The following is a 4,495-nucleotide window of genomic DNA, read 5'->3' as shown; positions in this document are numbered from 1 at the left end:
GCCACGTCCACCGTGACCTTCTGCGACAGATCACCATTGGCCACCGCCGTGGTCACCTGCGCGATGTCCCGCACCTGCGTGGTGATGTTCCGGAAGACCGTGTTGACCGAGTCCGTCAGGTCTTTCCACGTCCCCGCCGCACCCGGCACCTGCGCCTGCCCGCCGAGCAGACCCTCCGCGCCGACCTCGCCCGAGACACGGGTCACCTCGTCCGCGAAGGTCCGCAGCGTCTCCGTCATCTGGTTGATGGTGTCCGCCAGCTGCGCGATCTCGCCGCGCGCCGACACCCGTACCTTCTGCGACAGGTCGCCGTTCGCGACCGCCGTGGTGACCTCGGCGATCCCCCTCACCTGATTGGTGAGATTTCCCGCCATCGTATTGACGGAGTCCGTGAGGTCCTTCCACACACCGGCGACCCCGGCCACCTCGGCCTGACCGCCCAGCTCGCCCTCCGTGCCCACCTCGCGGGCCACCCGGGTCACCTCGGACGAGAACGAGGACAGCTGGTCCACCATCGTGTTGACGGTGTTCTTCAGCTCCAGCATCTCGCCGGCCACGTTCGCCGTGACCTTCTGCGACAGATCACCGTTGGCCACCGCCGTCGTGACCAGGGCGATGTCCCGCACCTGCGCCGTCAGCTGGTTGGCCATGGTGTTGACCGAGTCCGTGAGGTCCTTCCACGAACCGGACATGCCACGCACCTGCGCCTGACCGCCCAGCTTGCCCTCGGTGCCCACCTCAAGGGCCACCCGGGTCACCTCGTCGGCGAACACCGACAGCTGGTCCACCAGGTTGTTCACGGTCCGCGCGACCTTCAGGAACTCCCCGCGCAGCGGCCGCGTCGACCCGTCGCCGCCCTCCGAGCGCAGCTCCATCCGCTGCCCGAGATCACCCTCGGCCACCGCGGACAGCACCCGCCCGACCTCGGACACCGGCCGCGCCAGCTCGTCGACCAGCGCGTTCGCCGCCTCGATCGTGGCCGCCCAGGAGCCCTCCGCCGCACCCGCCTCAAGGCGCTCCGACAGCTTGCCCTCGCGGCCCACCACCCGGCGCACCCGCGTGAACTCCCCGGTCAGATGCGACTGCCGGTCCGCGACCTCGTTGAAGACGGCGGAGATCTCCGCCATCATCCCGTCGCCCGAGACCGTCAACCGCTTGCGGAAGTTGCCGTCCCTCATCGACACCAGGGCGGCCAGGAGCCGCTGCAGCGCGGCAGCGTCCACCTGCACCGTGCCCCCGCCCCGGGACCGGCCGCCGCCCTTCGGCCGCGAACCGCCACCGCGCCGCGTCGTCGTGCCAGACTCCACCGTGTCCCTCCCGAAGGGGTCGACCGTACGCTCGGTCTCTCGCTATCAGCCTGCCCAAGTACAACCTGCCCAGTGTTTCACCGGGTCGGAACCAGGCCATAACAGTTCGGCACCTTCGCACAACGTCCCCACGTCCGGGGGACGGATCCGCGTGACCGGCATCCGCTGGGACAGCGAAGGTAAGTAACCTGGCATCCGGCTGTCCAACCGCCCCGGTCCGCCCGGCGGGGGCGGGACGGCGCGAGAAGCAGCACCGGGCAGCGGGAGGGGCAGACCGACCATGGCAGAGCCGGGCGTCGAGACGCGTACGAGGAGTTCAGTGATCACCGCGCGGGCGGCTGCCAGTTTCGAACCGATGGGCCGGTCCGTCGCGACCGCCCGCGCCTTCGTCCGGGACACCCTCCAGGGCTGGGGACACAACGAGATCGTCGACGACGCCGTCGTCCTCACCAGCGAACTCGTCACCAACGCCGTCGTCCACGCCGGCACCGCCGCCGACGTCCTGTGCCTGCGCGGCGACGACGGCGTCCGCATCGAGGTCGCCGACCGCTACCCCGAACGCGAGATCCCCCTCCAGCAGCCCCGCACCATGAGCAGCCCCGACCGCGAGAACGGCCGGGGCCTGCTGCTCTGTGCCGCGCTCGCCACCCGCTGGGGCGTCGACTACAGCCCCACCCGCAAACACGTCTGGTTCCACCTCGACCTCCCCGAGCGCCCCGTCGGCACCCGCTCCGCGGGCCCCGTCCTGCCCGACCCGCTGCTCCCCGTCACCGACAGCCGGGTCCGCGTCGCCGTCGTCCAGATCGACGCCGCCGGCGCCATCTCCGCCTGGAACGAGGACGCCGAGGAACTCTTCGGATACGGCTCCGAGCAGGTCACCGGCAAACCCCTCGGCGACCTCGCCGCCTGGCCCCACACCCCCGGCATCGGCACCGGCCTCGCCGAAGCGCTCCGCCTCTCCCGCTGGGAGGGCAGCTACGGCATCCGCTGCGCCGACGGCCGCGTCATCCCCGTCTACGCCTCGCACCTGCGGGTCCGCGACGCCCAGGGCGAACCCTCCACCGTCTGCCTCCTCGTCCGCGAGCACGAGCGCGCGGTCCTGCAGACCCCGCAGCGCCCCGCCGCCACCGAGACCGGCGCCGAGAGCCGCGGCACCGCCGCCGACCCCTTCGAGGTCTTCATCGGCTCCCCCGCCCCCGACGACCTCGACGGACTCCTCCAGCGCACCGTGGAACGCGCCCGCGACATGCTCGACGGCGACTCCGCCTTCCTGCTCCTCGCCACCGACGACGAGACCGAACTCGAGGTGCGCGCCACCACGGGCCTGCCCTCCGCCCGCCAGCGCTTCGCCCGCGTCCCCGTCGAAACCGGCGCCAGCCGCTACGGCTCCGCCCGCATGCCCGCCGTCCACGAGGACCTGGCCGCCGTCCCCGGCGCCGTACCGCTCCTCGAAGGCACCGGCATGCGCTCGGTCGTCACGGTCCCGCTCAAGGTCGAGGGCCGCCTCACCGGCTCCCTCGGCGTCGCCGCCGAGAGCGCCAACCGCTACTCCAACGAAGAGGCCCTGCGCCTCCAGTTCGCCGCCGACCGCATCGCCCTGGCCGTCGAGTCCGCCCGCCTCGGCGAACTCGAACGGCTCCGCCGCGGCTCCCTCAGCTTCCTCGTCGAGGCCTCCGACCTCCTGGCCGGCACCCTCGACCGCGACCAGACCCTGGCCCTGATGGCCCAGATGACGGTCCCCACCCTGGCCACCTGGTGCGCCGTCTACACGATCGCCGACCAGGCCTCCGACCCGTACCTCTCCTATGTCCTGCACGAGGACGAGGACCTGATCGACGGTCTGAAGGCCCTGCTCGTCTCGATCTCCCCGCCCGACCCGGTGCCCACCCCCGGCGCCCGCGTCTGGACCGCCCCGGGCGAGGCCGCCCACCGCGCCGCGCTCAGCGCCTCCATGCGCGAACTCGGCGGCCCCGGCAGCCCGGTGTCCTCCGGCATCAACACGGTCCTGGCGACCGCGGCGGCCGTCGGCGGCGAGACCGTCGTCCTCCCGCTCGTCGCCCGCAACCGCGTCATCGGCATGCTCACCCTGGGCAAGCCCACCGACGACCACTTCCGCCAGGAGATCCTGGAGCTCGCCGAGGACCTCTCACGCCGAGCCGCCCTGGCCCTCGACAACGCCCGCCTCTACTCCGAGCGCATGGCCATCAGCCGCTCCCTGCAGCGCAGCCTGCTGCCGCCCGGCCTCCCCGACGTCCCCGGCGTCGAGGTCGACGTCATCTACCGCGCCGCCGGCGAGGGCAACGAGGTCGGCGGCGACTTCTACGACCTCTTCCCCATCCGCGACGGCTCGTACGGCTTCGCCATCGGCGACGTCTGCGGTACGGGCCCGGAGGCGGCCGCCGTCACCGGCCTCGCCCGGCACGCCCTGCGCCTCCTCGCCCGCGAGGGCTTCGGCGGCCCGGCCGTCCTGGAGCGCCTCAACGCGGCCATCCTCGACGAGGGCGCCCGCAGCCGCTTCCTCACCCTGCTGTACGGCGAGCTGCGCCCGCAGGACGACGGCTCGGCGGTCCTGAAGGTCGTCTGCGCCGGCCACCCGCTGCCGCTCCGCCTCAGCCAGGACGGCACCGTCCGCCCGGCCGCCGACCCGCAGCCCCTGCTCGGTGTCATCGACGACCTGGAGCTGTACGAGCAGACCATCACCCTCGACCCGGGCGACGTCCTGCTGTGCGTCACGGACGGCGTCACCGAACGCCGCGAGGGCACGAGGATGTTGGGCGACGACGGCCTCACCGAGGTCCTCCGGTCGTGTACGGGCCTGACGGCCGGCGCGATCACCTCCCGCGTGCTGCGGGCGGTCGAGCGCTTCGCCCAGGAGCCGGCCTCCGACGACATGGCCATCCTGGCCCTGCGCATCCCGGAGCCGCACCGGCCCTGAGAACGGGAAGAAGTCGAGCCGGCCCCTTCGGGGGCCGGTCTTCGTCTGTGTCCAGGAAACGCAAAAAGGCCCCCGCCTGATGGCGGGGGCCTTTTCTCTGAGCCCTTTAACGGAATCGAACCGTTGACCTTCTCCTTACCATGGAGACGCTCTACCGACTGAGCTAAAAGGGCGGGTTGTTCGGCGGCGTCCTACTCTCCCACAGGGTCCCCCCTGCAGTACCATCGGCGCTGAAAGGCTTAGCTTCCGGGTT

Annotated in this window: 2 protein-coding genes, 1 tRNA gene and 1 rRNA gene; 1 reads left to right on the top strand and 3 read right to left on the bottom strand. The window is 72.0% G+C overall.

Going from position 1 to position 4,495, the window contains the following annotated elements; all coding sequences use genetic code 11:
- Positions 1–1,307, bottom strand: a 1,307-nt coding sequence (locus KV205_RS35870; RefSeq protein WP_265869233.1) for a HAMP domain-containing protein, incomplete at its 3' end; no start/stop codon positions are given.
- Between the two features lie 280 nt (positions 1,308–1,587).
- On the opposite strand from KV205_RS35870, the gene KV205_RS35865 reads away from it, so the two are divergent.
- Positions 1,588–4,242, top strand: a complete 2,655-nt coding sequence (locus tag KV205_RS35865) for a SpoIIE family protein phosphatase (RefSeq protein WP_265869232.1) — start codon at positions 1,588–1,590, stop codon at positions 4,240–4,242.
- A 100-nt stretch (positions 4,243–4,342) separates the two neighbouring features.
- Here KV205_RS35865 and KV205_RS35860 read toward each other — a convergent pair.
- Positions 4,343–4,415 (bottom strand) — tRNA-Thr (locus KV205_RS35860).
- Positions 4,416–4,420: 5 nt separating this feature from the next.
- Positions 4,421–4,495 (bottom strand): 5S ribosomal RNA (gene rrf / locus KV205_RS35855); the annotation flags it as partial.

This window comes from Streptomyces sp. SKN60 (assembly GCF_026236535.1).
In the GTDB taxonomy this organism is placed as follows: domain Bacteria; phylum Actinomycetota; class Actinomycetes; order Streptomycetales; family Streptomycetaceae; genus Streptomyces.
This window is presented reverse-complemented; position numbering and strand designations above follow the sequence as displayed.

Excerpts from the sequence above, each read along its gene's own strand:
- KV205_RS35865 (WP_265869232.1), top strand. The coding sequence starts at position 1,588 with ATGGCAGAGCCGGGCGTCGAGACGCGTACGAGGAGTTCAGTGATCACC.